Raw genomic sequence first — 20,270 nt, 5'->3', positions numbered from 1 at the left:
TCTGCGAGGATCGGCGGGTGCCGGAAACCATCGACGAGATCGACGCGCGCCTGCTCCAGGCGCTGGGGGAGGACCCCCGGTCCACGGCGGTCGCGCTGGCCGAGCGGCTGAGCCTGTCCCGGAACACGGTGCAGGCCCGGCTCGCACGACTGGAGCAGCGCGGCGTGCTCGGGGCGTTCGAGCGCCGCATCGATCCGGCGCGCCTGGGTTACCCGCTGCGGGCGTTCGTCAACGCGCAGGTCGACCAGCGGCGCCTCGCCGAGATCGGCGCGGCCCTCGCGGCGATCCCCGAGGTGACCGAGGTGTGCGGGCTGACCGGGGCGAGCGACCTGATGGTCCAGGTCGTGGCCGTCGACGCCGACGACCTCTACCGCGTCGCCGGGCACATCCTGGCCTCGCCCGGGGTGGAGCGGACGAACATCTCGCTCGTCATGCGCGAGCTCGTCCCGTACCGCCTGGCGCCCCTGCTGGAGCGCGTGCATTCTGCGCAGCCGGAGGCCTGAGCTCTTCGGGTCGGGTGTGCATTCTGCGCACTTGAGCGAGCATCGGTTGTGCGATGCGTCCACCAGTGCTGTTCTGGTGGGCGCTTCCTGCACGAAAGGTGTCGACGATGACTCAGGCCCCCGTGGCCGCCCCGGCGCTCACCGCGATCGAGCAGCGGGTCCTGTGGCTCGCGACCGCGATCGTGCACCAGGCCAACCGCGTCCGGCCCAACCCGTCCGGGCTCAAGGTCGGCGGGCACCAGGCGTCGTGCGCGTCGCTGGTGTCGATCATGACGTCGCTGTGGTTCCGGCACCTGCGCCCCGAGGACCGCGTCTCGGTGAAGCCGCACGCGTCCCCGGTGCTCCACGCGATCAACTACCTGCTCGGCGAGCTGGACGAGGCCTACCTGCCGACGCTGCGCGAGTTCGGCGGCCTGCAGAGCTACCCGAGCCGCGCGAAGGACCCGGACCCGGTGGACTACTCGACCGGTTCGGTCGGCATCGGCGCGACCGCTCCGATCTGGGGCGCGCTGGCCCGCCGCTACCTGACGACCCGGGGCTCGTCCGCCGGGACCGGCCGGCAGTATTCGCTGGTCGGCGACGCCGAGCTGGACGAGGGCGCGATCTGGGAGGCCATCCTCGACCCGGCCGTGGCGGAGCTGGGCGAAATCGTCTGGATCGTCGACCTCAACCGCCAGTCGCTGGACCGCGTGGTGCCGAACATCGCGGCCGGGCGGCTGCAGGGCATGTTCGACGCCGCCGGCTGGCAGGTCCTGACGCTGAAGTACGGGCGGCTGCTGGAGGAGCTGTTCACCCGGCCCGGCGGTGCCGAGCTGCGTGCCCGCATCGACGCCATGCCGAACCCCGAGTACCAGCGGCTGCTGCGCTGCGACGCCGCGCAGGTGCGCGACCGGCTGCCCGCGGGCAACGCCGCACTGGCCGGGCTGGTGGCGTCGCTCGACGACGAAACGCTGCTGGCCGCGATCCGCAACCTCGGCGGCCACGACCTCGGTTCGCTCGACGAGGTCTTCGCGTCCATTTCGGACAGCCGCCCCACGGTGATCTTCGCCTACACCGTCAAGGGCCGGGGCCTGCCGACGCAGGGGCACCCGCAGAACCATTCGTCGCTGCTGACCGTGGCGCAGATGGAGGAGCTGGCGGCTTCCCTCGGTACTGATCTCGCCTCGCCGTGGGAGCGCTTCTCCTCGGGTTCTCCTGAGGCCGCGTTGTGCGCTGAAGTTGCTTCGCGCCTTCGCCGTCCGGACGTTCCTTCGGCGCCTTCGCTGGAGCTGCCCGTCGACATCGGGCGTACGCCGTCCGGGACGGCGACGACGCAGGCGGCCTTGGGACGCGTCCTGCTCGACCTGACGCGCGAAGCGCCTGAAGCGGCGAAGCGCGTGGTGACGGTCAGCCCCGACGTCAGCTCGACGACCAACCTCGGCGGCTGGGTCAACAAGGTGGGCGTCTGGTCGGCGACCGAGCGCCGCGACTGGTTCGAGGACGACCCCGAGACGATCATGCACTGGCGGGAGAAGCCGACCGGTCAGCACGTCGAACTCGGCATCGCCGAGACGAACCTGGTGGGCCTGCTCGGCGAGCTCGGCGCGACCTGGAGCCGGTGGGGCGAGCCGCTGCTGCCGATCGGCGTGATGTACGACCCGTTCGTGGAGCGGGCGCTGGAACCGTGGTCGTTCGGCATCTACGCGGGCGGGCAGTCGATCCTGATCGGCACGCCCTCGGGCGTCACACTCGCGCCCGAAGGCGGCGCGCACCAGTCGATCACCACGCCGTCGATCGGCATCGAGCAGCCCGGCTGCGTCAGCTACGAACCGGCGTTCGCGATCGACACCGAGTGGACGCTGCTGGCCGCGCTCGGCCGGCTCGGCAAGCCGGGCGGGACGTCGTCGTACTTCCGGCTCTCGACCCGGCCGGTCGACCAGACCCTCGCCGCGGTGCCGGTGGACCCGGCGGCCCGCGAACGCCGTCGCCGCCAAGTCGTGGCGGGCGCGTACCTGCTGCGGCGCGCGGCGGCCCCGGCCGTCACGCTGGCGGCGATGGGCGCACTGGTCCCGGACACCCTGGCGGCGGCCGGGCGTCTGGCCCAGGTCGGCGTCGAGGCCGACGTGGTGTGCGTGACCAGCCCGGGCCTGCTGTTCGAGGCTCTTCAGGCCCGGTCCGGCCGGGGAAGTGCCGAGTCGTGGATCCTCGACCAGGTCTTCCCGGCGTCCCGGGCCCGCCCGCTGGTCACCGTGCTCGACGGTCACCCGCACACGCTGGCGTTCCTCGCCGGGATCAACCGGGTGCCGTCGGTCGCGCTGGGCGTCACGGGCTTCGGCCAGTCGGGCTCGCTGGAGGACGTCTACCGCCACCACGGCATCGACACGGACGCGATCATCCGCGCCGCGCTGGACGTGGCGAGCTAGCCGAAGGTGGCGCCGGCGAGCATGGTGTCCATCTTGGCGTCCCAGCCGGGGAAGGACCCGTACTGGACGACGAGGATCCGGCTCGTCGGCAGCCACCACATCCGGACCTGGTTGTTCTGCGCCGACTTCTCGCAGGTGACCTGCCAGCGGGCGTACTCGGCCTTCTTGGGCCCGATCGGCGCGAACCCGGAATCGAGCAGCGTGCTGTCCTTGGCCCCCGAGGCCTTCCCGGGCGGCGAAGCGGGGGTGATGCAGGTCGGCAGGTCCGTGCCGGTGTACCAGCCGAAGGTCCGCTTCGCGCTGGGGAGGTTGATCGGCGTCTCGGAGCCCGCGGTCGCTTGGCGCAGGTCCAGAACCCGTGCTTCGCAGACCACGGTGCCTTCGGCGATGCAGCCGTCCAGCAGGCCGTCCTGGCTGTGAGCGGTGTAGGTCGCGCCCGCCGGCAGGGGCAGGCGCAAGGGCCCCACCTCGGCCCGCGGCCCGTTCATCGGGCTCGGACCGGGCTGAACCGGGCCCTCGGCCGGCGTGCTGCAGGCGGTGGCGCTCAGGACCACCGCGATGGCCAGGAGACGGTGCCGGAAGGACACGGACTCACCTCTTTCTTCCGCCCTTGGACTCCACGGGCGGGCTTTCGGTTTCCCCGGTGACCGCGGGTACACCCGGCCAGGGTGGCGCGGGCGGTGCGGTCGGGGCGTGGGACACTGGTCAGGTTATGACTGCCCTTCCCCTCGTCTTCGACGCGCCCAAGCGTGGCCTGCCGCCGCGCCACCTCGCCGACCTCTCGGTGTCCGAGCGCGCTGCCGCGGTCGCCGAGCTGGGGGAGAAGCCGTTCCGCGCGAAACAGCTGTCGAACCACTACTTCTCCCGCCTGACGGTCGACCCGGCGGAGATGACGGACATCCCGGCGGCGTCCCGTGCCAAGCTGGTCTCCGACCTGATGCCGACGCTGCTGACCGAGGTCCGCGCGCTGGAGGCCGACAACGGCGCGACCCGCAAGACGCTCTGGCGGGCGCACGACGGCACGCTCCTGGAGAGCGTCCTGATGCGCTACCCGGACCGCGCGACGCTGTGCATCTCGAGCCAGGCGGGCTGCGGAATGGCGTGCCCGTTCTGCGCGACCGGCCAGGGTGGGCTCGACCGGAACCTGTCGACGGCGGAGATCGTGGACCAGGTCCGCTCGGCGGCGGCCGTCATGCGCGACGGCACGATGCCCGGTGGCCCGGGCCGGCTGTCGAACATCGTGTTCATGGGGATGGGTGAGCCCCTCGCCAACTACAAGCGTGTGGTGGCGGCGGTGCGTCGGATCACGGATCCCGCGCCCGGTGGTCTGGGGATCGGCCAGCGTTCGGTGACGGTGTCGACGGTGGGTTTGGCGCCGGCGATCCGGAAGCTGGCGGACGAGAAGATGCAGGTGCGGCTGGCGGTGTCGTTGCACACGCCGGACGATGAGCTGCGGGACACGCTGGTGCCGGTGAACGAGCGCTGGTCGGTGGACGAGGTGCTGTCGGCGGCTCGGTACTACGCGGACACGTCCGGGCGCCGGGTGTCCATTGAGTACGCGTTGATCCGGGACATCAACGATCAGCCGTGGCGGGCCGAGTTGCTGGCGAAGCGGCTGCGCAAGCACCTGGGTCAGCTGGTGCACGTGAACGTGATCCCCTTGAACCCGACTCCGGGTTCGAAGTGGGACGCGTCGCCGAAGCCGGTGGAGCGGGAGTTCGTTCGGCTGGTGAACGCCGGTGGGGTGGCGTGTACCGTGCGGGACACCCGGGGCCAGGACATTGCCGCGGCCTGTGGCCAGCTGGCCGCTGAAGGCTGAGTTTTCGGTTCAGTTATGGAGAAATTGTCGTGATGTATGCCCCCAGCCTGTTGGATCCCGCTGCGGAATCGTTGAAGCTGGCGGACTCTCGTGGTGCGACGCAGGTTGCCCGCGAGGCGCGGACGTTGCTGGGTGAGCGGTTCAGTTCGGTGACGTTCATGTACGTGTTGATGCGGGCGTTCGAGGTGGAGTACACCGCGGCGTGCGATGCGGCGCGGTGGCACGAGTTCCACGGCGGGCCGCGTGCGCTGTCGGACGCCGATCTCGAGACGCTGCTGGCTCCCTGGCTCAGCCGCTGACCGTCTCCGGCTCGCCGGATTCGGTGCTGAGCGGCGGATCGGATCGCGCGAGCTGAACCGGTTCCCAAGCGGAAGTCATCACGCGGGAGCCGCCTTCAGGGACCTGGAGAGGGCCACCAGCTCGCGGGCGTCGTCGTCGAGGCCGGCGCCGTCGGGTACGGCGATGGGCATTCCCACCTCCCCTACCGGTTCACGGCGGGCGTGCGCTCGCAGCGCTTCGGTGAGCCGGTCGGCCAGGGGACCGTCATGTGGCAGCTGGGCGACGTACGGGCTGATCCGGACCAGTCCGTCGCGGCATTCGATGACCCGCCGGTAGTAGCGGCGATGCACGCCGAGCAGGCTCAGCGCGTTCCGCCACGGGTTGAGCGGCGTCCGGCTCAGTGCGTCCTCCGGGAAAGCCCGGTGCAGCCGGGTCCACAGGGGGCCGAGCTGGTGGTACGTCCGCAGGTGCTGCCACCACACGCGCGCCGCGGCCAGCCGGGTGGCGGCACCCGGGTAGGACAGGCCGATGACGAGCAGGATCGCGCTCGGGAACACCAGGAAAACCGTGGCCTGCACCAGCAGCCAAGGGATCGCCGCGCCCGCCCAGTGCACGAGCACCACCGCGATCAGGGTGGCTCCGCCCACCGCGCCCAAGGCGAACCCCACAGAGGCCACCAGCAGCCCGCGCGCCAGCCGCGGCGCAGCGCCCCGCGCGTAGCGCCGTGCGAAGAAGCACGCACTCGCGATGCCGTAGGTGAGGTACAGATCGGCGGCCAGGTAGAAGACCGAGACCCCGGCGCGGGGGTACGCCGTCGGCGGGACGTCCGGCATCAGCACCGTGACACTCGCCATGACCAGGATCGCGGTGCCCAGCGGCACCGCTTCCTGCCAGGCCCGCCGCCGCGCCCGGGCGGGCGGCAGCGCCGAGAACAGGAAGAAACACGCCAGGGAGTAGACGAGCCCGCAGAGGAAGATGTGCTGGAACAGCAGCGGCACGATCGACCCGGGGTCCGGCTGGTTCACGTCGCCCGCCAGCAGGCCGAGCGGGTAGGAGGCCGCGAAGCAGGCCAGACACGCCGTGACCATCCAGCGCGCCACGTCCGACGGCGCCCGGGTGAGCTGGTAGCTCTTCCACAGCAGCGCGGGGTAGAGGATCACTCCTTGGACGACGAGGAGCGCGACCTTGCTGTTCACAACCAGCCCAGCCGTTCGCCCAGTGCGGCCTCGATCCGCTGCGCGGTGTCCTCCTCCGACGACTTCCGGGCGACCCGGTCCAGCACGGACGCCCATTCCAGGATGATCGTCGCGACCGTCTCCGCTTCCCGCTCCTGGTCGGTGTCGTAGGACGTCCGTCGCAGGGCCTGCCGGATCGGCTCCGGTGCCAGGTCCGGGTACTGCTCGCGCAGGTCGCCGGGCGGGGCGGCGTCCGGGGTCAGCGCGGTGACCAGGCTGTCGTCCTCCGCGGTGGTGCGGTGGCCGGCCAGCATGTGGCCCAGCTCGTGGAGGATGATGTGGCGCTGGTGGGCTTTGCTCGTGTCCTGCTGGTAGACGATGTAGTCGGCCTGGCCGGTGGCGATCCAGGCGCCGAACGGGCCCGGCACCGGGATCCGGTGCGCGATCAGCCGGATCGGGCGGCCACGCTGTTTCCCCACGGTGCGGCACAGTTCGAGGACGTCGAGCGGTGGGCGGATGCCCAGTTCGTTCAGCAGTCGCCTGCAACGGCGCCGTAACTCGCGTTCCCTCACCAGTCACCCTGCTGTCGGTGTGAGGAGGCCCGTGCTGCCCCGTCTCACCGATGGTAGCGATCAACACACAGTGCGGTCGGCCCCTACCCCCGTTCAGCCGTTCGGCGTAGGGCCGACTGGCCGCAGCCTTCCGCCTCCCGCGCGTGTGGCACTCAGGAGGGGCCGGTGCGGGGCTTCTGTCCGAAAGCCGGCACCGCGTAGGGCCGCCGCAGCCAGCGGCCGGTCGGGAAGAGGACGACCATGTCCTGGCCCGAACCACCCACCCACGCCGGCCGTCCGGGCTGGTGGCGCAGCGGCGTGCTGCCGTGGCTCGACGTGGAGGCACGCAGCTCGGCCCGGCTCCCGTCGCGGTATTCGACGAGGATGTCCGGCAGGTGCCGGCCCGTGCGGATCGGACGATCGGGCTGCACGGTGACCGCGGCCGGCCGCCAGCCGGTCCGCAGCACGGCCCGGTGCCGCCGTCGCCACCGGATCGAAGCGACCATGCTGAAGGCCGCGGCCATCAAGACGCAGAAGGCGAGAAGCCACCAGGCGGCGGACGCACGACGGTCGACGCCGTCTTCCAGCAACGTCCGCACCCGGGCCGGGTTCGCGGGGTCGTAGATCACCGTGACCGGGCCGCCCTCGGCGTAGCGCCGTCCCGAGTTCACGGCGATGGTGGCGAACCGCAGGTCGCCCTGCACGGCGTAGGAGAAGTGGATCTTCCTCGGGCGGTCCACGGCCTGCAGCACCTTCCCGGTCACGCGGACACCGTCGCGCAGGAGCTCGCCGGAAGGGCGTTCGAACGCGATCAGGCCGGCGAACGCTCCGCCGGCGACCACCAGCCAGAGCACCATGAGGACCAGCGCGCGCCGGCCCAGCACCCGCAGCTTGCGAGTCTGGGCGGCCAGGTCCACGGGGCCGTGGCCGACCGCGTCGTCCGGCGGCAGCCACGTCCGATCTTCCCGCATCCGCCCACCTTTCCACAGCCACGGCCCGAACCGGGCGCGAACTATGCTGCGGCGATGCAGATCTCCATGGCGGTTCCCTACGACGAGGAACGGCTGCGGCGCACCCTGCGGTTCATCCTCCGTCCGCAGCTGAAAACCATCCGCGTCCTGGGCTCCGTGCTGACCGTCCTCGGCATCGCTCTGGTGGTACTGGACCCTTCGGACCCGATGTCCTACGCCATGGTGGCCCTCGGATTGCTGTGCGTGCTGGCGATCGCGCCGATCACCGTGGCCCGCTCGGTGCGGTTGCAGTCGGCCGCCATCAAGGCCGGGTGCCACCTGACGCTGGACGACGAGTGGGTCACGGTCGCCTACCCGCTCGCCGAATCGCGGTTCCGGTGGGCCGGTTTCGGCCGCGTCGTCGAGACCCCGGAGGTCTGGTACGCCATGTTCGGCAAACTCCAGGCGGTCACGATCCCGAAGGCGCCGATGACCGGGGAGCAACGGGCGGAGTTCGCCGCGTTCGTCAGCAGGTTGCCCTGGCCGAGTGGCCGCCCGGCCCCGGCGCAGTCCTCTGTGGACTGACGACGGAGCGTTCGCCGGCCGGCCGGCCCGGTACCCGGCGAGGCGATATTCGGTGGCGCCGGCGCGGCGGACGGGGTTAGGTCGGTCCCATGGTGCCCTTGCACGGTACGTGCGATGAGCGGTTCCGAGAGGTACGCGACGCGCTGGCGGAGTCCTTGGCCAAGGACGACGTCGGCGCCTCGGTCGCGGTGTTCGCCCACGGGCGGCCCGTGGCCGATCTGTGGGGTGGGTACGCCGACGCGGAGCGGACCCGTGCGTGGGAACGGGACACGATCACCAACGTCTGGTCCACCACCAAGACGATGGTCGCGTTGTGCGCGTTGATCCTCGCCGATCGTGGTGAGCTCGACCTGGATGCGCCGCTCACCCGGTACTGGCCGGAGTTCGGCGCCGCGGACGTCCTGGTGCGGCACGTGCTGTCGCACACCTCCGGCCTGCCGGTCTGGGACACGCCGATCACCGTCGACGATCTGCGCGACCCCCCTGCGGTCACCGCGCGGCTGGCCGCGCAGACGCCCCGGTGGCCGCCGGGGGAGGTCGGCTGCTACCACGCGCTCACGCAGGGGTTCCTGCTCGGGGAGGTGGTCCGCCGGATCACCGGCAAGACCATCGGCGCCTTCTTCGCCGCGGAAGTGACCGGCCCGCTGGGTGCGGATTTCCACATCGCGCTGCCCGCCGGGCACGACGACCGCTTCGCCCCGTCCATCGCCCCGCCCGGCGGGATGACCGTGCCGCCGCCCACCGAACTGTTCGACGCCGCCCCCAATCCGGAGCTGGTGCCCGACGACACGAACACGGTGGCGTGGCGACGCGCGGAGATCCCCTCGGGGGCCGGCTACGGCAATGCCCGGTCGGTCGCGGCCGTCCAGTCGGTCCTGGCGTCCGGCGGAACCGCCCGCGGGGTGCGGCTGCTGTCCCCGGCCGGGTGCGAGCGGGCCTTGGAGGAGCAGTACCACGGGCTGGACTACGGCCTGGGGGTGCCGATGCGGTACGGCATGGGCTACGGCATCAGCGGCCGGAACTGCTTCTGGGGCGGCATGGGCGGTTCACTGGTGTTCAACGACCTCGACGCCGGCCTGACCGTCGCCTACGTGATGAACCAGATGGCCGACGCCATCGTGGGCGACGACCGCGGCATGAGCATGGTGATGGCGGCCTACGGCGGCTTGGGGTAGCCCCGCCTCAGCCGAGCCGGTACAAGCGCCCGCCGTGAACGGCGAGCACGGCGAGCGGCCCGTTCGTGGGTCCCGCCGTCGCCTGCCAGGCGGTCGCGCCCGGTGCGGCGGCCGTGGCCTGGCCGGCGGTGAGCGGGAGGCCGGCGCTGCCGCCGCCGGTCACCGTGCCGGCCGAATCGGTCACGAGGACGCAATCCGGCTGCGTGCCGTCGACGACGGCCCAGCCGGTGATGACGGCGCCGGCGTCGGTGGCCGGGGCGTCGAGCGCGCCGTGCGCGGTGCCGGGGCCGCCGGGTGACAACGGCTGGGCGGTGCTCAGGTCGAGGTGGCTGCCGAGCTCGGGACCGTGGCAGCCGAGGGTGAAGGCGCTGGTGAACGGGTAGGCCTGCAGCGCGCGGGCAGCGGGGGCGGCGGCGCGCTGGATGTGCAGGGCGTCCAGCGCCGCCGGTGCGTCGACGCGCAGAGCGACCGCGGACAGGTTGAGCGGTGCGTAGCTGCGGCGGACCTCGTCGGCCTTGCCGCCGCCGATCGCGTGGGTGAGCAGCGCCAGGGTGACGACCGCCGCGACGAGGTAGCGGTGTGGCCACTGTGGACGGTGCAGGGTGGCCAGCACCGTCAGCGCGATCGTCGCCAGCGCGGCGACCAGGACGTACCGGCTGATGAGCCCGACGTTGCCGCCGGGCACGTTCGCCGTCGTGCGGCCCAGCGCCAGCATCGATGCCAGCGCGAAGGAGTAGAGCGCCAGACCGGTCCACCCCGCGTCCGCCGCGGCCGGCCGGGCGGTGACCGTCCGGCGCAGCAGCAGGCCGAGCCCGGCGATCGTCAGCCCGCCGGCGATCACCGCGACGACGGCGGTGTCGACCGTCCACAGCCCGCCGACGGCGGCCGCCAGGACGGACAGGCGCCCGTCGGGATCGAAGGCCGCCGTCGCACCCGACTGCGTCCCAGCAGGCTTGGTGAGCCACCACGCGCCGAGGACGACCACGCCGGCCGCGGCCGGGATCGCGACCCGGAGCCGGGATTCCCCGCGGATCCACGCGATGAAGGCGAGCACGAACCAGATCGGCAACGCGGCGCCGAAGCTGAGGCAGCCGAGCACGGCGGCCGCCGCCGCGCCGGCCGGCCGGCCGCGGTGGGCGCACGCCACGGCGATCGTGCACGAGGTCACCGCCGGGACCCAGCTGATGCCGTTGGTGCCCTGCACCCAGAGCTCGGTGGCGTGGGAGGTGAACAGCAGCCACGCCATGGCGGCCGTCAGCGCGCCGCGGACCGCCGGCGAAAGGTGCCTCGGCAGCATCGTGCGCAGCGCCGACACGGCGACCGCGAGCAGGACGACGGTCAGCACCGTCAGGACGCGGTTGTCGCCGCCGAACCACGCCGCGTCGGCGTAGAAGAGCAGCGATGGCACGACGAACGGCTGGTCGAGGTGGTAGGTGAAGACCGGCCCGAGCAGCAGGTTCCCGGAGTCGTCGGTGATCTTGGCGAAGACGTGCCAGTAGTCGAGCAGCACGGGCATCCGCGGCGCGCGCACGGCCGCCAGCAGCGCCAGGCCGGCGGGCAGCGCCGTGAAGAGCCACCACGCGAGCACCGGCAGCCGCTGCGCCGCACGGGGGCCGGCCGGGGCGGCGACGCGCGGGATCGGCGCGGTGACGTCCGGTCCGGCGGCGTCGGCGAGCACGGGCTGGGGCATGGGTCTCCTGCCGGGAACGAAGGTGCGGGTCCGGCGACGGCGGGACCGCCAGGCATCGTATCCGGTGGTCATTTCCCGACGGAAAGGCGGCGACCAGCGCCTTTCCGTGCCCGGCGAGACGAGACGTGGTACCCGGCGCGCGGTTCAGCTCGGCCGGGCCGGCGCCCACAGGTCGTCCGCGTCGCCCGCTTCCAGGCGGCCCCGGTACACCCCGATCTTGTGGTCGATCAGCTCCAGGTTCTCCTGCAGCTCGGCCAGCCTGGCCAGGACCTCGGCGCGGTGTTCCTCCAGCAGGGCCAGCCGCTCCGGCTCGTTGCCGCGGCCGGCGGCGACCAGGTCCGCGTACCGGCGGATCGTCCTGATCGGCATGCCCGTGGCGCGCAGCTTGGTGCAGATCTTGATCCAGTCGAGGTCCAGCTGCCGGTAGCGGCGCCGGCCGCCGCTGGTGCGGTCGACGCGGGTCACCACCAGGCCCGCGCGTTCGTAGTAGCGCAGCGTGTGCGCGCTGACCCCGGTGCGGCGGGCCGCGTCCGCGATGGTCAGGCCGGCCGCCGGGATCGGGTTGACTTCGAGCACGCTCTAAATCCTAGCGTCGAGCGCATGAACGTTGCCCCCGCAAGCCGCCCGAACCTGGTGCTCGCGATCTGCTGCGCCAGCATCGTCATCGTGGTGATGGACATCTCCATCGTCACGGTCGCCCTGCCCGCGATCCGCCACGACCTGGGCGCTTCCGTCTCCGGCCTGCAGTGGACGATCGACGCCTACACGCTGGTGCTGGCCGCGTTCCTGGTGCTCGCCGGGTCGGCCGCCGACCGGTTCGGCCGCAAACGCGTCTTCCGGTGCGGGCTCGCCCTCTTCGGTCTCGGGTCGCTGCTGTGCAGCCTGGCCCCGAGCACCGGCTGGCTGATCGCCGCCCGGGCGGTGCAGGCGGCCGGCGGCACCATGCTCAACCCGGTCGCGATGGCCATCGTCGCCACCACCTTCCCCGTGCCGGCCGCGCGCGCCCGCGCCATCGGCGTGTTCGGCTCGATGTCCGGCCTGGCGCTGGCGCTCGGGCCGATCCTCGGCGGCGTGCTCGTCGACGGCTTCGGCTGGCGTGCCGTCTTCTGGGTCAACGTCCCGATCATCGTCGCCGCGCTCGTGGCCACCGCCTTGTTCGTGCCCGAGTCGCGCGCGCCGCGGGCCCGCCGGTTCGACCCGGTGGGGCAGGTCCTCGTGCTGCTGGTGCTCGGCAGCGTCGTCTACGCCCTCATCGAGTCGCACCGGCTGGGCTGGACCTCGCCGTGGATCCTCGGCCTGCTCGCCGTCGCCGGGTTCGGCGTGCTGGGCATCCTCCGCCACGAACCGCGCCGGGCCGACCCGCTGCTCGAACTGCGCCTGTTCCGCAGCGTGTCCTTCAGCGCGGCGATCGTCATGGCGCTGTTCGCGCTCTGCGGGTTCGGCGCGTTCCTGTTCGTCACCACGCAGTACCTGCAGGAGGTCCGGGGCCTGACGGCGCTGGCGGCGGGCCTGTGCCTGCTGCCGGTCGGCGTGCTCGTCCTGGTCCTGTCCCCGTGGACCGGGCGGCTGGTCGGCACGCGCGGCCCGCGGTGGCCGCTGGTCGTCGCCGGCGTCGCGCTCGCCGCGGGCGGCGCCGTGTCGGCGGGGCTCGGGCCGGCCACGCCGCTGCCCGCCGTGCTCGCGACCTTCCTGCTGTTCGGCGTGTTCCTCGGCACGGTGAACCCGCCGATCACCAACACCGCGATCTCCGGGATGCCGGGCTCGATGGCCGGGGTGGCCGGGTCGCTGGCGTCGGCCGGCCGGCAAACCGGCACCACCCTGGGCGTCGCGCTCGCCGGGACGATCGCGGGGACGCCCGCGAGCACCGCGGCCGGGCTCTGGTGGCTGGTCGCCGGGCTCGGGGCCGGCCTGCTGGCCCTGGCGCTGCTCAGCACCGGACGCCGGGCGGCCGGGTCGGCCCGGCGGGCGGCGGCGCTGTTCGACGAGCTCAGCCTCCCGCGACCGACGGGATGATCTGCACTTCGGCGTCTTCGCGCAGCACCGTCGCGGTGCCGCCGCGGTGGCGGCACTCCTCGCCGTCGACGTAGAAGTTGACGTACCGGCGCAGCCCGGCCTGCTCGTCACGCAGCCGCCGTTCCAGCGCGGGGTACCGCTCGGCGAGCGCGTCGAGCACGGCACCGAGCGTGGCCGGCTCGGCGACCTCGACGTCGAGGCGGGATGCGCCGCCGGCCTTCTCCCGCAGGGTGCCGGGCAGCAGCACGGTGATCCGCACGGGTCACACCCTCGCGGCGCGGACGCTCAGCACGTCGGGCAGGTGCGCCACGACGAGCTGCCAGCTGTCGCCGTCGTCGCGGCTGGCGTAGACGTCACCGGTCCGCGAGCCGAAGTACACCCCGGCGGGTTCGGCGTCGTCGGTGCACATCGCGTCGCGCATCACGCCGGCCCAGTAGCCGTCCGGCAGGCCCGTCCCGAGCGCCTCCCACGACTTCCCGGCGTCCTCGCTGCGGTACACCCGGCACCGGCCGTCGGGCGGGAACCGCATGGCGTCGGCGACCAGCGGGAACGTGTAGATCACCTCGGGCCGGTGCGGGTGGACGACCACGGGGAAGCCGAAGTCGCTGGGCAGGCCGTCGGCGATGGACTGCCAGCTCGCGCCCGCGTCGTCGCTGCGGTAGACGCCGTGGTGGACCTGCGCGAACAGGCGGTCCGGCGCGGCGGGGTGCCGCGCGACCTTGTGCACGCACTGGCCGTATTCGGGGAACGGGTCGGGCACGTGGACCGCCCGGATGCCCGTGTTGCTCGCCTGCCAGGTGTCGCCGCCGTCCTCGGTGCGGTAGACGCCGCCGGTGGACATCGCCACCGTGATCCGGTCCGGGTCGGTGGGGTGCGGGAGCACGGTGTGGACGGCCTTGCCACCGCCCCCGGGCGTCCAGTGCTCCCGGTGCGGGTGGTCCCACAGGCCGCGCACGAAGTCGTAGGTGCGGCCGCCGTCGGTGGAGCGGAACAGGGCGGACGGCTCGGTGCCGGCGTAGACGACGTCCGGCTCGCTCGCCGGGCCCGGCACCAGCTGCCACGCCCTGGCCAGCGATTCGCCGGTGTCCGGCGGGAACGCGATCGGGGCGTGGTCGGGTTCGGCCCAGGTCACACCCAGGTCGTCGCTGGTGGCCACGCTCGGCCCGAAGTGTTCGCTGGTGACCCCGGCCAGCAGCCGGGGGGTGGCGCGGCGCGTGTCGATGCCGACCGCGTACACCTCGGTCATCGGGTGGTGCGGGCCGGTGATCTCCCAGCCGGCCCGGTCGTCCGTGCTGGTCGCCAGCCACAGACCCTTGCGTGTGCCGATCGCGAGCAGGACGGACATCCGACACCCTCTCTCCGGTGACTCGGGTCACAGGTACTCTGCCCGAAAAATCTCCCCGGGGAAATGTCGAACGCCGGATGCGTCCGTTCGACGCGGGGGTGAAGGCCGGTCACCGCGTCCGGGAACGCACCGGACCCCGGCCGAACGAACACCAGGGAGCAGGCCATGCGGTTTCTCATGATGCACCGGATCGACGAGGGCGACCCCCGGTCGTGGAACCCCAGCCAGGAGTTCATGGAGAAGATGGGCGCGTTCGTCCAGGAGTCGGCGGACCGGGGCATCCTGATCACGGCGGAAGGCGTCCACCCGACGGAGAAGGGCTCGCTGGTCCGCAAGCCCCGCGGCGAAGCGATCCGCGTGACCGACGGGCCGTTCGCCGAGGCCAAGGAGGTCATCGGCGGGTTCGCGCTGATCAACGCGGCGGACCGGGCGGAGGCCGTGGAGTTCGCCAAGCGGTACGTCGAGCTGTTCGACCAGGAGATCGAGGTGGAGATCCGCCAGGTCGTCGAGTTCGAGGACCTGCCGACGCAAGCGTGACGGCGGCCGGTGGCGCTAGGCTGACCTGAACTGCTTTCGGGGGGTAGCAAGATGTTCTTGATCACCGGCGCCACCGGCAACGTCGGCGCGGAACTGGTTTCGGCGCTCGCCGGGGCGGGCGCACCGGTCCGGGCCCTGGTGCGCCGGCCGGACGCCGCTCTTCCGGAGGGCGCCGAAGCCGCTGTGGGCGATCTCAACGATCCCGCGAGCTTCGCCGACGCGCTCAAGGGTGTCGAAGGCGTCTTTTTGATGTCCGGTTACGAAGACATGCCGGGCCTGCTGGCGCGGGCGCGTGACGCGGGCGTGCGCCGGGTCGTGCTGTTGTCCGGGGGTTCCGCCGCGCTGGCGGACCTGGACAACGCGGTCTCCCGGTACATGACGCTGTCCGAGCGCGCGGTGCGCGATTCGGGACTGGACTGGACTTTCCTGCGTCCGCGCGCGTTCATGTCGAACGCCCTGCGCTGGCTGCCGCAGCTGCGCGAGGGCGACACGGTGCGCGCGCAGTTCCCGGACGTCGCGGCCGCGTGCATCGACCCGGCCGACATCGCGGCCGTGGCGGTGCACGCGCTCGGCGGCGGTCACGAAGGGCGGACCCACGAGCTGACCGGCCCAGTGGCGGTGCGGCCCGCCGAGCAGGTCGCCGTGCTGGGCGAGGTGCTGGGCCGGGACCTCCGTTTCGTGGGGTTGTCGAACGACGAGACGCGCGCGGAGCTGGCGGCGGACATGCCGCGCGAGTACGTCGACGCATTCTGGAACTTCTACGTCGACGGGACATTGGACGAGGCGACGGTCCACCCGACGGTGCCCGAGGTGACCGGGCGGCCGGCCCGCACCTTCGCCCAGTGGGCCGGAGCCCACGCGGACGCCTTCCGCTGAGCCCCGCGCCGCCGTCCGGTGCAGCGCCGTTGTGCTCGCGCGCGGTGCGGGCCAGTGCGGTCCCCGCGGTCGGCCACCAAGCGCGGGGGGAGCGGAGTTGAGCGAGGAACGGCGATCCTGGCCCGATCTGTCCGCCGTGCTCGCCGTGGTGCTGGCCGTGCCCGTCGTCGCCAGCAGCCTGCTGGTGCTCGTCCTGGCCGGGAAGCTCGCCTGGCCCGGGTACTTCTGGGTGCTGCCCGCCGGCTGGGTGGTGGCCGGCGGGATCACCTTCGTGCCGGCCTTCGAGCACTTCCTGCTGCCGCTGACCTTCGGCATGCGCACCCCGACGGCGCGGGAACTGGCGCGGCTCACGCCGAGCTGGCAGGCCGTCTGCGCCGCGGCCGGGGTGGACGGCGACCGCTACCGGCTGTGGGTCGACCGGTCGCGCGAGCTCAACGCCTTCGCCGCCGGCGGCCGGACCGTCGCCGTGACGCGGGCCGCGCTGGACCTGCCGCCGCCGAGCCTGGAGGCGATCCTGGCGCACGAACTCGGCCACCACCTGGCCGGGCACACCCGGATTTCGCTGTACGTCTGGTGGCTGGAGCTCCCGGCCCGGCTCTTGACCCGTCTGGTCCGGCTGCTCGCGCTGGCCGTGCCGTACGTCGGGCGCGCGTTCGCCGCCTTCGGCCGGTCGGTGGCCGTCCTCGTCACCGTGCTGCTGACACTGGGCCTGCTCACCGCGCTCGCCTTCCTCGACCCGTGGCTGCTGCTGGCGCCCCTGCTGGGCCCGGTGCTCGCCTGGTCGAAACGGCTCGGCGAGTACCGGGCCGACCTGGTGGCGGCGCGGCTGGGCTACGGACCGGAGCTGATCACGCTGCTCCGGGAGTGGATCCGGCTGGGCGGCGGCGACGAGCGGCGGGCGTGGGCCCGCCTGCTGGCCGGCCACCCCGCCCACGTCGACCGGATCAAACGGCTGAAGGACCGCGGCTTCAGAGCGTGAGGACGACCTTGCCCGCCGCGTGCCCGTCGTGCACGTGGCCGATCGCGGCGACGGCGTCGGCGAGCGGGTAGGTCCGGTCGAGCAGCGGCGTGACCTGCCCGTTCTCGATCGCCTCCCGCAGCACCTCGAGGTCCGCGCGGCGGACGCGGGACACGAGCCCGCGCAGCCGCTGCCGCACGAACGGGTTCAGCAGCGCCGCCCGGAGCACCCGCTGGATGCCGCCCAGCCATTTGCCACCTTCGCCACCGACGAGCACGAGCGTGCCGCGCGGGCGCAGCGCGCGGCGCAGGCGGGTCAGCGAGCGCAGGCCCGCGGTGTCCAGGATGAGGTCGTAGCGCCGCTCGGCGAAGCCGGAGCGCGTGTAGTCGACGACGTGGTCGGCCCCGAGTTCGCGGACGAGGTCCGTCTTGCCCGTGCTGCACACCGCCGTGACGTCCGCGCCGAACGCCTTGGCCAGCTGGACCGCGAACGACCCCACGCCGCCCGCCGCGCCGATCACCAGGACGGACTGGCCCGCCCGGACGCGGCCCGCGTCGCGCAGGCCCTGCAGTGCGGTGCAGCCGGAGACCGCGACGGCCGCCGCCTGCTCGAACGAAAGCCGGGCGGGTTTCGCGGCCAGGAGGTCCGCCCGGGCGACGGTGTACTCGGCGAACGAGCCTTCGCCCGTGCCGAACACCTCGTCGCCGGCTCGGAACTCCGTGACGCCGTCGCCGGTTTCCTCGACCGTGCCGGCGAAGTCGAGGCCCCGCACGGGGTTCTTCGGCGCGCGCAGGCCGAACCCGAGCAGGCGCAGCAGGTACGGCTGCCCGGTGGTCAGGTGCCAGACGCCCGGGTCGACGCCGGCCGCGCGCACGCGCACGACGACTTCGCCGGCCCCGGGCACGGGTCTGGCGAGGTCCGCCAGGCCGAGAACGGCCGGACTTCCGTAGCGATCTTGGACGAGGGCTTTCACGGGGACTCCTCCGGGTACTGGAACACGTCTTCGAGCGGAACGCCGAACACGCGCGCGATCTGGAACGCCATTTCCAGCGAAGGCGAGTAGCGGCCCTGCTCGATGGCGATGACGGTCTGGCGGGTGACACCGATCCGGTCGGCGAGTTCGGCCTGGGTCAGCCGGCCGTGCGCGAACCGCAGGGCGCGGAGCGAGTTGGTGACGCGGGTCGGCTTCACCACGGCTGGAAACCCCGCCGGTAGGCGAAGATCCGGGCGATCGACCCGAGGATCGCCGACAGCGTGAACGCCAGGTAGACGGCGTTGGCGATCCAGAAGTGCGGCGCCTCGGCCATCGCCAGCAGCAGGGCCGCGACCGCGCCGAGGACGACGAACGAATGGCCGACGTATTCGCCGAACCGGCCGATCTCGCGGTCGCGCTGGTCCTTCCCGCCGTCTTTCGAGATCACCGCGACGAGGATGCTCAGCACGATGGTCGTGACGATGGACGCGCCGACCGTCCACAGCAGTGTGGCGACGTACGGGACGTCGGTCAGCGGCCGTTCGCCGGTCCGGCCGAGGATCAGGAAGACGTACACCGCGTAGCTCGCTATCGCGGCGATGCCGAGGATCCAGGTGCGCTTTTCTTCGTGGGTCACCTCGTCAAGGTAAAACAAACCAGACACCGTGTCAAAGTTTCTTGACATGAGAAAATTCCGGCGAGGGTGTCCAAGGCGGCGTCGGCCGTTCGTAGTCACCGCGTACGGCAACCGAGCCACTGGAGGATCCCGTGAAGTACCTGATGCTGATCAACGCCAGCCTGAACGCCGAGGGTGAGGCCATCGGCGGCTGCACGCCGGAGGGCTGGCAGCTGTTCTACAAGGAAATCCAGGAAGCGGGCGTCTACCTCTACGGGAGCCCGCTCGCCGACTTCACCACGGCCGCCACGGTCCGGGTCGACGACCGCGGCGAGCGGATCGTCACCGACGGGCCGTTCGCCGAGTCCCGCGAGGTGCTCGGCGGCTACTTCGTCGTCGACGTGCCGGATCTCGACGTCGCACTCGACTGGGCGGCGCGCTGCCCGGGCTCGCGCGACGGCGGGTCGATCGTGGTCCGGCCGATCGCCGACTACGAAGGCTGACGGCGGTGGCGGGGCGGGCGGGCGCGTCGGACGAGGCTTCCGGGGCGAAGCCACGGCTGACACTGGAGGCGGTGTTCCGGGAGGAGCGCGGGCTGCTGCTCGCCGCGCTCGTCCGGCGGTTCGGCGACCTCGACCTGGCCGAGGAGGTGACGTCGGAGGCGATCGAGGCCGCGCTGGTGCACTGGCCCGCCGAGGGCGTGCCGCCGAAGCCGGGCGCCTGGCTGATGACGACGGCGCGGCGCAAGGCCGTCGACCGGCTGCGCCGCGACCAGGCCTACGCGGCCCGGCTCGCGGTGCTGCAGGTCGAGGCCGAGCGCCCGCCCGCCCCGCCGCCCACCGGCGGTGAGCTCCCGGACGAGCGGCTCCAGCTGTTCTTCACCTGCGCCCACCCCGCGCTGCCCGCCGAGGACCGCGCGGCGCTGACGTTGCGCTGCCTCGCCGGGTTGACGACGCCGGAGGTGGCGCGCGCGTTCCTGGTGCCGAGCGCGACGATGGGGAAGCGGATCGTGCGCGCCAAGAACCGGATCCGCACGCTGCGGATCCCGTTCCGGGTGCCGGACGCCGACGAGCTGCCGGGGCGGCTGCCGGGCGTGCTCCAGGTCGTCTACTCGATCTTCACCGAGGGGTACGCGGCCAGTTCGGGACCGGACCTGCAGCGGCTCGACCTCGCGGAGGAGGCGATCCGGCTGGCCCGGATCCTGCGCCGGCTGTTGCCGGGGGAGCGGGAGGTCGCGGGCCTGCTGGCGCTGATGCTGCTGATCCACGCGCGCCGCGACGCCCGCACCGGCCCGGACGGCGACCTGGTGCTGCTCGACGACCAGGACCGCGGCCGCTGGGACCGCACGATGATCGAGGAGGGGGCGGCGCTGGTGGTGGTCGCGTTGTCCGGTGGCCCGCCCGGGCTGTACGGCGTGCAGGCGGCGATCGCGGCGCTGCACGACGAGGCCGCGGACGTGGCGGGCACGGACTGGCCGCAGATCGTGGCGTTGTACGACGTGCTGCGCGGGCTGGCGCCATCGCCGGTGGTGGAGCTGAACCGGGCGGTCGCGGTGGCGATGCGCGACGGCCCGGCGGCGGGCCTGGCGCTGCTGGACTCGCTCGCGGACGAGCCGCGGCTGCGCGAGTACAGCCCGTTCCCGGCGGCGAAGGCCGACTTGCTCAGCCGCCTCGGCCGGACCGCGGAAGCGGCGGCCGCCTACCGGGAGGCACTGGAGCTGGCGGGAACCGAGCCGGAGCGGGTCCATCTCCGTGGCCGCCTGGCTGAGGTGAACGGGGTGCGCGAGGAGGGGTGAGGCGCCCTCGGGCGATCACCCGAAACCG

The 20,270-nt window shown here is 72.7% G+C and carries 23 protein-coding genes; 12 read left to right on the top strand and 11 right to left on the bottom strand.

Translation table 11 applies throughout. The features are described from left to right. Positions 1 to 17: 17 nt before the first annotated feature. Positions 18 to 503 (top strand): Lrp/AsnC family transcriptional regulator, encoded by a 486-nt coding sequence (locus AB0M80_RS26645; RefSeq protein WP_364570208.1) that lies wholly within the window; start codon positions 18 to 20, stop codon positions 501 to 503. A 107-nt stretch (positions 504 to 610) separates the two neighbouring features. After that, positions 611 to 2,905, top strand: a complete 2,295-nt coding sequence (locus AB0M80_RS26640; RefSeq protein ID WP_364570205.1) for a pyruvate dehydrogenase — start codon at positions 611 to 613, stop codon at positions 2,903 to 2,905. Here the strand turns inward: AB0M80_RS26640 and AB0M80_RS26635 are convergent. Beyond that, the gene (locus tag AB0M80_RS26635) at positions 2,902 to 3,492 is read right to left on the bottom strand and encodes a hypothetical protein (RefSeq protein WP_364570202.1); all 591 of its coding nucleotides are present in this window, start codon (positions 3,490 to 3,492) and stop codon (positions 2,902 to 2,904) included. The two genes, AB0M80_RS26640 and AB0M80_RS26635, sit on opposite strands and share 4 nt — an antisense overlap. Positions 3,493 to 3,617: 125 nt before the next feature. On the opposite strand from AB0M80_RS26635, the gene rlmN reads away from it, so the two are divergent. Together rlmN and AB0M80_RS26625 are read left to right on the top strand one after the other, a co-directional pair. Further along, on the top strand, positions 3,618 to 4,724 hold the full coding sequence (rlmN, locus tag AB0M80_RS26630) for a 23S rRNA (adenine(2503)-C(2))-methyltransferase RlmN (RefSeq protein ID WP_364570199.1): 1,107 nt from the start codon (positions 3,618 to 3,620) through the stop codon (positions 4,722 to 4,724). A gap of 32 nt (positions 4,725 to 4,756) precedes the next feature. Next, entirely contained in the window at positions 4,757 to 5,023 is a 267-nt protein-coding gene (locus AB0M80_RS26625; protein ID WP_364570196.1) for a hypothetical protein, read from the top strand. A 78-nt stretch (positions 5,024 to 5,101) separates the two neighbouring features. On the opposite strand, the gene AB0M80_RS26620 is transcribed toward AB0M80_RS26625, so the two are convergent. The 3 genes from AB0M80_RS26620 to AB0M80_RS26610 form a co-directional block, all read right to left on the bottom strand. Further along, positions 5,102 to 6,199, bottom strand: a complete 1,098-nt coding sequence (locus AB0M80_RS26620; protein ID WP_364570194.1) for an MAB_1171c family putative transporter — start codon at positions 6,197 to 6,199, stop codon at positions 5,102 to 5,104. Further along, entirely contained in the window at positions 6,196 to 6,750 is a 555-nt protein-coding gene (locus AB0M80_RS26615; protein WP_364570191.1) for a hypothetical protein, read from the bottom strand. The genes AB0M80_RS26620 and AB0M80_RS26615 overlap by 4 nt, the downstream gene beginning before the upstream one ends. Before the next feature lie 152 nt (positions 6,751 to 6,902). Next, positions 6,903 to 7,700, bottom strand: coding sequence for a DUF3592 domain-containing protein (locus AB0M80_RS26610; RefSeq protein ID WP_364570188.1), 798 nt, complete (start codon positions 7,698 to 7,700; stop codon positions 6,903 to 6,905). Positions 7,701 to 7,754: 54 nt separating this feature from the next. Here AB0M80_RS26610 and AB0M80_RS26605 point away from each other — a divergent pair, with 54 nt between their 5' ends. Continuing rightward, positions 7,755 to 8,264, top strand: coding sequence for a YcxB family protein (locus tag AB0M80_RS26605; protein ID WP_364570185.1), 510 nt, complete (start codon positions 7,755 to 7,757; stop codon positions 8,262 to 8,264). Between the two features lie 89 nt (positions 8,265 to 8,353). Next, positions 8,354 to 9,439, top strand: coding sequence for a serine hydrolase domain-containing protein (locus AB0M80_RS26600; protein WP_364570182.1), 1,086 nt, complete (start codon positions 8,354 to 8,356; stop codon positions 9,437 to 9,439). Between the two features lie 7 nt (positions 9,440 to 9,446). Here AB0M80_RS26600 and AB0M80_RS26595 read toward each other — a convergent pair whose 3' ends face one another. Both AB0M80_RS26595 and AB0M80_RS26590 read right to left on the bottom strand, forming a co-directional pair. Beyond that, on the bottom strand, positions 9,447 to 11,129 hold the full coding sequence (locus AB0M80_RS26595) for a DUF2079 domain-containing protein (protein ID WP_364570180.1): 1,683 nt from the start codon (positions 11,127 to 11,129) through the stop codon (positions 9,447 to 9,449). Positions 11,130 to 11,273: 144 nt separating this feature from the next. Beyond that, a complete protein-coding gene (locus AB0M80_RS26590; RefSeq protein ID WP_364570177.1) occupies positions 11,274 to 11,705 on the bottom strand; it encodes a MerR family transcriptional regulator in 432 nt (143 codons plus the stop codon). A 24-nt stretch (positions 11,706 to 11,729) separates the two neighbouring features. On the opposite strand from AB0M80_RS26590, the gene AB0M80_RS26585 reads away from it, so the two are divergent. Further along, positions 11,730 to 13,142 carry an MFS transporter gene (locus AB0M80_RS26585; RefSeq protein WP_364570174.1) on the top strand — a complete coding sequence of 471 codons (1,413 nt, stop codon included), beginning with the start codon at positions 11,730 to 11,732 and terminating at the stop codon, positions 13,140 to 13,142. Here AB0M80_RS26585 and AB0M80_RS26580 read toward each other — a convergent pair. Next, positions 13,117 to 13,401, bottom strand: coding sequence for a ubiquitin-like small modifier protein 1 (locus tag AB0M80_RS26580; protein ID WP_364570171.1), 285 nt, complete (start codon positions 13,399 to 13,401; stop codon positions 13,117 to 13,119). The genes AB0M80_RS26585 and AB0M80_RS26580 overlap by 26 nt on opposite strands. A 3-nt stretch (positions 13,402 to 13,404) precedes the next feature. After that, positions 13,405 to 14,487, bottom strand: a complete 1,083-nt coding sequence (locus tag AB0M80_RS26575; protein ID WP_364570169.1) for an exo-alpha-sialidase — start codon at positions 14,485 to 14,487, stop codon at positions 13,405 to 13,407. 165 nt (positions 14,488 to 14,652) lie between these two features. Between AB0M80_RS26575 and AB0M80_RS26570 the strand changes: the two genes are divergently transcribed. From AB0M80_RS26570 to AB0M80_RS26560, 3 genes are all read left to right on the top strand, one after another. Next, entirely contained in the window at positions 14,653 to 15,024 is a 372-nt protein-coding gene (locus AB0M80_RS26570) for a YciI family protein (protein ID WP_364570166.1), read from the top strand. 51 nt (positions 15,025 to 15,075) lie between these two features. Then, on the top strand, positions 15,076 to 15,900 hold the full coding sequence (locus AB0M80_RS26565) for an NAD(P)H-binding protein (RefSeq protein ID WP_364570164.1): 825 nt from the start codon (positions 15,076 to 15,078) through the stop codon (positions 15,898 to 15,900). 97 nt (positions 15,901 to 15,997) lie between these two features. Further along, positions 15,998 to 16,879, top strand: a complete 882-nt coding sequence (locus AB0M80_RS26560; RefSeq protein ID WP_364570161.1) for a M48 family metalloprotease — start codon at positions 15,998 to 16,000, stop codon at positions 16,877 to 16,879. On the opposite strand, the gene AB0M80_RS26555 is transcribed toward AB0M80_RS26560, so the two are convergent. From AB0M80_RS26555 to AB0M80_RS26545, 3 genes are read right to left on the bottom strand one after another with little or no spacing between them, the layout of a single operon-like run. After that, positions 16,869 to 17,831 (bottom strand): NAD(P)-dependent alcohol dehydrogenase, encoded by a 963-nt coding sequence (locus AB0M80_RS26555; protein ID WP_364570158.1) that lies wholly within the window; start codon positions 17,829 to 17,831, stop codon positions 16,869 to 16,871. The two genes, AB0M80_RS26560 and AB0M80_RS26555, sit on opposite strands and share 11 nt — an antisense overlap. Continuing rightward, positions 17,828 to 18,052, bottom strand: coding sequence for a helix-turn-helix transcriptional regulator (locus tag AB0M80_RS26550; protein ID WP_364570155.1), 225 nt, complete (start codon positions 18,050 to 18,052; stop codon positions 17,828 to 17,830). Before AB0M80_RS26550 ends, AB0M80_RS26555 begins: the two co-directional genes overlap by 4 nt. After that, positions 18,046 to 18,516: a hypothetical protein gene (locus AB0M80_RS26545; RefSeq protein WP_364570152.1), complete on the bottom strand. Its 471-nt coding sequence runs from the start codon at positions 18,514 to 18,516 to the stop codon at positions 18,046 to 18,048. Before AB0M80_RS26545 ends, AB0M80_RS26550 begins: the two co-directional genes overlap by 7 nt. Positions 18,517 to 18,599: 83 nt before the next feature. Here AB0M80_RS26545 and AB0M80_RS26540 point away from each other — a divergent pair, with 83 nt between their 5' ends. Together AB0M80_RS26540 and AB0M80_RS26535 are read left to right on the top strand one after the other, a co-directional pair. After that, positions 18,600 to 18,950: a YciI family protein gene (locus tag AB0M80_RS26540; RefSeq protein WP_364570150.1), complete on the top strand. Its 351-nt coding sequence runs from the start codon at positions 18,600 to 18,602 to the stop codon at positions 18,948 to 18,950. A gap of 5 nt (positions 18,951 to 18,955) precedes the next feature. After that, positions 18,956 to 20,242, top strand: a complete 1,287-nt coding sequence (locus AB0M80_RS26535; protein WP_364570147.1) for an RNA polymerase sigma factor — start codon at positions 18,956 to 18,958, stop codon at positions 20,240 to 20,242. Positions 20,243 to 20,270 lie beyond the last annotated feature (28 nt).

The organism is Amycolatopsis sp. NPDC051045 (assembly GCF_040682955.1).
In the GTDB taxonomy this organism is placed as follows: domain Bacteria; phylum Actinomycetota; class Actinomycetes; order Mycobacteriales; family Pseudonocardiaceae; genus Amycolatopsis.
The sequence above is the reverse complement of the archived record's forward strand: the minus strand, read 5'-3'. Positions and strand labels throughout refer to the sequence as shown.

Bases quoted from the DNA above. Each gene is read 5' to 3' on its own strand.
- AB0M80_RS26640 (WP_364570205.1), top strand. From the start codon at position 611: ATGACTCAGGCCCCCGTGGCCGCCCCGGCGCTCACCGCGATCGAGCAG.
- rlmN (WP_364570199.1), top strand. From the start codon at position 3,618: ATGACTGCCCTTCCCCTCGTCTTCGACGCGCCCAAGCGTGGCCTGCCG.
- AB0M80_RS26625 (WP_364570196.1), top strand. From the start codon at position 4,757: ATGTATGCCCCCAGCCTGTTGGATCCCGCTGCGGAATCGTTGAAGCTG.
- AB0M80_RS26610 (WP_364570188.1), bottom strand. From the start codon at position 7,700: ATGCGGGAAGATCGGACGTGGCTGCCGCCGGACGACGCGGTCGGCCAC.
- AB0M80_RS26605 (WP_364570185.1), top strand. From the start codon at position 7,755: ATGCAGATCTCCATGGCGGTTCCCTACGACGAGGAACGGCTGCGGCGC.
- AB0M80_RS26600 (WP_364570182.1), top strand. From the start codon at position 8,354: ATGGTGCCCTTGCACGGTACGTGCGATGAGCGGTTCCGAGAGGTACGC.
- AB0M80_RS26595 (WP_364570180.1), bottom strand. From the start codon at position 11,129: ATGCCCCAGCCCGTGCTCGCCGACGCCGCCGGACCGGACGTCACCGCG.
- AB0M80_RS26585 (WP_364570174.1), top strand. From the start codon at position 11,730: ATGAACGTTGCCCCCGCAAGCCGCCCGAACCTGGTGCTCGCGATCTGC.
- AB0M80_RS26575 (WP_364570169.1), bottom strand. From the start codon at position 14,487: ATGTCCGTCCTGCTCGCGATCGGCACACGCAAGGGTCTGTGGCTGGCG.
- AB0M80_RS26570 (WP_364570166.1), top strand. From the start codon at position 14,653: ATGCGGTTTCTCATGATGCACCGGATCGACGAGGGCGACCCCCGGTCG.
- AB0M80_RS26565 (WP_364570164.1), top strand. From the start codon at position 15,076: ATGTTCTTGATCACCGGCGCCACCGGCAACGTCGGCGCGGAACTGGTT.
- AB0M80_RS26545 (WP_364570152.1), bottom strand. From the start codon at position 18,516: ATGTCAAGAAACTTTGACACGGTGTCTGGTTTGTTTTACCTTGACGAG.